This window comes from Microbacterium sp. 69-10 (assembly GCF_001897945.1).
GTDB lineage: Bacteria > Actinomycetota > Actinomycetes > Actinomycetales > Microbacteriaceae > Microbacterium.
Map to the genome: position 1 here is coordinate 31016 of NZ_MKRT01000008.1, position 4700 is coordinate 35715.

Genomic DNA, 4700 nt, shown 5'->3' on the forward strand with positions numbered 1-4700 from the left:
TGAGCGACGAGTTCCAGTCGATCCCCGTCGCGGCCGTGCGAGCCGCGGTGCAGGCGTCCGGGCAGCTCGAGGGCATCGAGGGGCCGCTGTTTCTCGCTGACAACGAGTCGGAGTGGTTGCCGTATTTCATCAGCCGCTATGACCCCGCTGCGCATCCGCTGATGGCGAAGGTCATCGTCACCCGCAGGGGGCAGAAGCCGCGCGAGGTCGTGATCTCGTGGGACGAGTACGCCGAAGATCTCGAGCTGAACGATCCGGCGTGGGCGGAGAAGCGGAAGCAGAAGCCCATGTCGATCTTCGGCGCCGAGGTGGAGCGCCACGGCTACAAGGTGGTGTTCGCCGATGTGGTCGCCGCTGCGTTCCCGCCCGAACCGTTCCGCGTGCCCGACGAAGTGCCGGCCGCGGGCTGGGATCTTCCGGCCCGCGACTGGTTCGCCGAGGTGAAGGCCGCGGATGCGCAGAAGCTGAACGCGCTGTACGACGAGGCTCGGGAGGCGGGAGCGTTGGCGAAGGTCGACGGGCTTCAGGCTGCGATCATGGATCGGATGCTGACGCTCGGCGATCCGCGGAGCGCTCCGAAGCCGACCGCCCCGCGCCCGCAGGGTCAGCCGCGCCGACGTCGGAGTAAGCCGAAGTCGTGATCGATCAGGCCACGGGGGAGGTCCGTCCGACGTCTGAGGCGTGGGCGGATCTCCGGGCGCGGGCGGAGGCTCACAAGCTGACCGCGCCGGAGACGCCGGAAGCGATCGATGCGGAGCTGCGGCAGATCGAAGCGCTCGGGTTCGAGGTGTCGGACTTCCTGCGGGTGGTGCTCGATGAGCAGTACGACGCGGAGAAGCTGTACAGCGCGCTGAAGAACAAGGCGATTGCGAAGCACTCGGGGGCACGGCGCCCGATAGCCGAGGTGCGGGCGCTCGCTGAGGTCGACGCCGCGGACGCATACGGCGACTGGCTGAACAAGAAGGCCGTCGTCAAGCACGTGGAGGCGCTGCTGGGCGCGCTCCGCTCGAAGCACATCGGACTGCAGTCGTCCCTCCGGGGCGTGCAGGCGATGATCGGCCGCGCACACAGGGCGGGGCCGTGACCCGCGTGCATCTCATCGACGGTGACGAGCTTGTGACGCGCCCCGTCGATCAGACCGTGCAGCGGGCGATCGAGCGGGCGACCGAAGCCGCTCATGACGCGCTGGTGCGGGAGCTGGCGCCGTTCGGCCTGACGCCACTCGACATCGTGATTCCGGAGTTCGAGCAGGTCATCTACGAAGACGAAGTGCCGATCTACGCGCAGATGCTGCGGGACCGGCGAAAGGGGCAGTGATGGGACTGACGTGGAACAAGCTCCCGAAGGGGGAGCGGCGGACGGCGCGACGCCGTGACGCTGAACGCAGGCAGTCCGCGCATGACGCGATGCCGGGGTTCGACAAGCTCGCGAAGATCGCCGAGCGGCCGGGGAAGTCCGCCAAGGAGCGGGCGCGGATCCTCGCAGGAGTGGCGGCATGAACCGCGAGCGTCTAGTGCTGGTGCTCTTTGTCGGGAGCCGGCGCGGCATCCGGTTGGGTCGCACGAATCGCGAGGTCGGGTTCGGCCCGCAGTGGCTGAACATCGCGACGCTGGCCGACTGGGAGATGGAACTGCTGACTTCGCGCAAGCGGGGGCCGATCTTCACCTGGTGAAGTCGCTACGCCTGACCGGGCGCAAGCTGACCGAGCGGAACCGTCTGATCGATTCCCGCGAGATGCAGTGCTGCGCCCGGTGCGGTGTGGAGATCTGGAACAACGGATCCCGCCATCACCGCAAACTCCGCTCCCGAGGCGGCGGCGACGAAGTATCGAACGGCGTCCTGCTCTGCGGATCGGGCACGACCGGATGCCATGGATGGGTGCACGCGCACCCGGACGAGGCAACAGCACTGGGGCTGATCGTGTCCCGGTGGGCGAACCCCGCCGACGTGCCATTGCTGCACGTCCTCTACGGCTGGGTGCTTCTCAACGACGAGGGGACGGCGACACCGGCCCCGACCATCTAGAAGGGGCCAGGGGCAATGGCACCGGAACTGATTCACCTGGACGCCGAGCGCATCGCGCGCCGCGGCGACACCGCAATGACTGGCGCCGAGAAGGTCGCCGAGGCCGAGTGGCTGCTGGATGGCGGCATTCACCCGGATCACATCGCCGCGCAGCTCGGCACGAACGTGCTCGCACTGATCAAGGCATGCCGTGACTACGGGCGGAAGGATCTGGGGCGACGGCTCTCTGCCGGGCAGATTCGCCACGACCGCCTGCCGACGCAGGGCGAACGGCGGCGGGCGGCGTGAGCGCACGCGACGCCAGAGGCAGGTTCGTCAAGCGACTGAAGATCGGTTCGCTGTTCTCGGGCGTTGGTGGCCTGGACATGGCCGTGGAGGCGTTCTTCGGCGGCGAAACCGTCTGGCACTGTGAGTTCGACCCCGAGCCTTCGAAGGTGCTTGCAGCACGGTGGCCGGGTGTGCCGAACTTCGGTGACGTGACCGCGGTGGATTGGGCCAAAGCGGAGCCGGTCGACATCTTGTGTGGCGGGTTCCCCTGCCAGGATCTCTCACTGGCTGGTCGTCGCGCTGGTATGCGCCCCGGCACGCGTTCCGGCCTGTGGTCGGACTTCACCCGCGCGATCCGCGAACTCAAACCGAAGGTGGTGGTGATTGAGAATGTCCGTGGTCTACTCTCCGGATGCGCCGAGTCCGCATCCGATGGCGAGCTGGGATCCTGCCCGAGATGTCTGGACCCCGATGGGCGGGCCAGCCATTCTCCCAATGTTCGAGCACTTGGCCGTGTACTCGGAGACCTTTCCGCCCTCGGGTTCGATGCGGAGTGGCATGGTCTTCTCGCGTCCGACATCGGCGCCCCTCATGGCAGGTTCCGTGTCTTCGTTCTTGCCTACGCCCGCGGCGTACGACTCGACGAGAGGTGGGGTGCAGTCTCCCGAGAAACGCAGGGCGGGCGGCCATCAGCCATCGTTGGCGGACGTGCTGACACACCTGTAGGGCTGTTCCCGACGCCGTCAGCGTCGAACTCGAACGACGGCGAGGGCGCAGACACGTGGCTTGCTCGCCGTGAGCGCGTGAAGGCCAAGGGGATCAACGGCAACGGCATGGGGATGCCGCTCGCGATCGCTGTTCAGCTGCTTCCAACTCCGACGGCGCGAGACGAGGCGGGGGCCGGTGGCAGCTCGGCCAGCAACGTCACGTTGACGGATGCGGTCGTGCGTACGGACCTGGGCCGCAGGCCGAACGCCCGGCTTCTGCCGACCCCGCAGGTTGCGGACATGCAGGGCGGTCACGCGACGCGGTCGGGTGAGCGGTCAGATGAGCTGCTGCTTCCAGGGCTGGCGGTGGCTGCACAGGCGGGGAAGCTGCTTCCAACGCCTCGCGCATCGCGGGGCGCATCAGGCACCGAGACGATGTACGCGCTCGGCGCGGAGCGTGTCGACGATGGCGACCGTCAGGGCAACGTCGTCGGCGAAGTGCAGTGGGGTGAGTTCGAGCCTGCGGTGCGCCTGTGGGCGTCGATCACCCGACCCGCACCGGCCCCGACGCTCCCAGACGGCAAGAACGGCAATCACCGTCTCGCGGCCGTCTTCCCCGAGTGGATGATGGGCTACCCACTCGGGTGGGTGACCGACATTCTCGGACGGAACCCGGCGATCAAGGCATGCGGGAACGGCGTCCTGCCGCAGCAGGCGTACGCCGCACTCGGCGTCATGTGGCGGCGGAGCAGCTGGGCGATCGCAGCGTGAAGTACGCGCTGGTCATCGGCGCGTGGGAGTTGGTGAGGCCGCTGGTTCGCCGCGGCCTCACCCTTGCTCTGCGGTCGCTGTGGGCGCGGGAGCTGCGTCGATTGATGTCAGCCAGCGCACCACGATAGGGCGGTCGAGAGCGGCGTTGTCAAGGCGGTCGGGGCAGATGTAGACGTGCGTCATTGCGCGCAGTCCAAGAGGCGATTTCGGCATGTGGCCGACGTTAGAGCGACGGTAGGGGCCAAATCTTCGCCGCGCCGCCGTGTGCCGTAAAGCGGCGATGAGTGTTCAGAAGGGAGGGCGCTGTGCGCCGACAGACGACAACGCTGTACGCGGTCTACTGGCAGGCGCATGGCGTCCTCAAGGTGGGCCGGGCGGCGCAGGATCGCCGCTGGCGTGAGATGACCGCGACGGGCGGGAAGGTCGTGCTGATGATGCGCGACAGGAACCCGATCGATGAGCGGGCAGCGCTCGCGGAACTGGATGCGAACTTCGAGCGCGCGTTCACCCGCGACCGGGACTCTGAGCACATCCTGCCGCGCGGTCGCGGCTTCACCGAGTGCTTCCGCGTTGCCGCCGATCAGGTGATGCGCGCGTTGAAGACGATCTACCGGGGCATTGCCCGATGGGAGCACCTGTATGGCGATGACTCGCCGAAGAGTGGTGACACCGGAGGGCGTCACCAGGGACGAGATTCTGAGTCTGCCGCGGGACGTGCGGCTGACGGAGATCCTGCTGCGTCTGTACGCGGACGACCACGGCCGGGAGAAGGTGAACCAGCGTCTGATGCTGGCACGCCTGTACCCGATGGACGAGGACATGACCGAGTCGACGATAGACGAGCACCTGCTGATGCTGGACGAGGCCGGGGCGATCGTCGTGTACGACGCCGCCGGGTCGACGTTCTTCGCAGTCACGGAGTGGCCGAAG

Annotated in this window: 10 protein-coding genes; 9 read left to right on the forward strand and 1 reads right to left on the reverse strand. The window is 67.6% G+C overall.

Going from position 1 to position 4700, the window contains the following annotated elements; genetic code table 11:
• The 8 genes from BGN97_RS03460 to dcm form a co-directional block, all read left to right on the forward strand.
• The coding region (locus tag BGN97_RS03460) for a hypothetical protein (protein ID WP_292698067.1) at positions 1-641 on the forward strand (641 nt) is incomplete at its 5' end.
• Positions 638-1084, forward strand: coding sequence for a hypothetical protein (locus tag BGN97_RS03465; protein ID WP_292698068.1), 447 nt, complete (start codon positions 638-640; stop codon positions 1082-1084). The genes BGN97_RS03460 and BGN97_RS03465, both read left to right, overlap by 4 nt.
• Entirely contained in the window at positions 1081-1317 is a 237-nt protein-coding gene (locus BGN97_RS03470; RefSeq protein WP_292698069.1) for a hypothetical protein, read from the forward strand. Before BGN97_RS03465 ends, BGN97_RS03470 begins: the two co-directional genes overlap by 4 nt.
• Positions 1317-1499, forward strand: a complete 183-nt coding sequence (locus BGN97_RS03475; RefSeq protein ID WP_292698070.1) for a hypothetical protein — start codon at positions 1317-1319, stop codon at positions 1497-1499. Before BGN97_RS03470 ends, BGN97_RS03475 begins: the two co-directional genes overlap by 1 nt.
• Entirely contained in the window at positions 1496-1672 is a 177-nt protein-coding gene (locus tag BGN97_RS03480) for a hypothetical protein (protein ID WP_292698071.1), read from the forward strand. Before BGN97_RS03475 ends, BGN97_RS03480 begins: the two co-directional genes overlap by 4 nt.
• Complete coding sequence (locus BGN97_RS03485; RefSeq protein ID WP_292698072.1) at positions 1669-2025, forward strand: hypothetical protein; 357 nt, start codon at positions 1669-1671, stop codon at positions 2023-2025. Before BGN97_RS03480 ends, BGN97_RS03485 begins: the two co-directional genes overlap by 4 nt.
• A 15-nt stretch (positions 2026-2040) precedes the next feature.
• Complete coding sequence (locus BGN97_RS03490) at positions 2041-2313, forward strand: hypothetical protein (RefSeq protein WP_292698073.1); 273 nt, start codon at positions 2041-2043, stop codon at positions 2311-2313.
• Positions 2310-3770: a DNA (cytosine-5-)-methyltransferase gene (gene dcm / locus BGN97_RS03495; protein ID WP_292698074.1), complete on the forward strand. Its 1461-nt coding sequence runs from the start codon at positions 2310-2312 to the stop codon at positions 3768-3770. The genes BGN97_RS03490 and dcm overlap by 4 nt, the downstream gene beginning before the upstream one ends.
• A 179-nt stretch (positions 3771-3949) precedes the next feature.
• Here dcm and BGN97_RS03500 read toward each other — a convergent pair whose 3' ends face one another.
• On the reverse strand, positions 3950-4453 hold the full coding sequence (locus BGN97_RS03500) for a hypothetical protein (RefSeq protein ID WP_292698076.1): 504 nt from the start codon (positions 4451-4453) through the stop codon (positions 3950-3952).
• A gap of 31 nt (positions 4454-4484) precedes the next feature.
• Here BGN97_RS03500 and BGN97_RS03505 point away from each other — a divergent pair.
• Positions 4485-4700 (forward strand): hypothetical protein (locus tag BGN97_RS03505; RefSeq protein WP_292698078.1); only part of this gene is annotated, 216 nt, incomplete at its 3' end.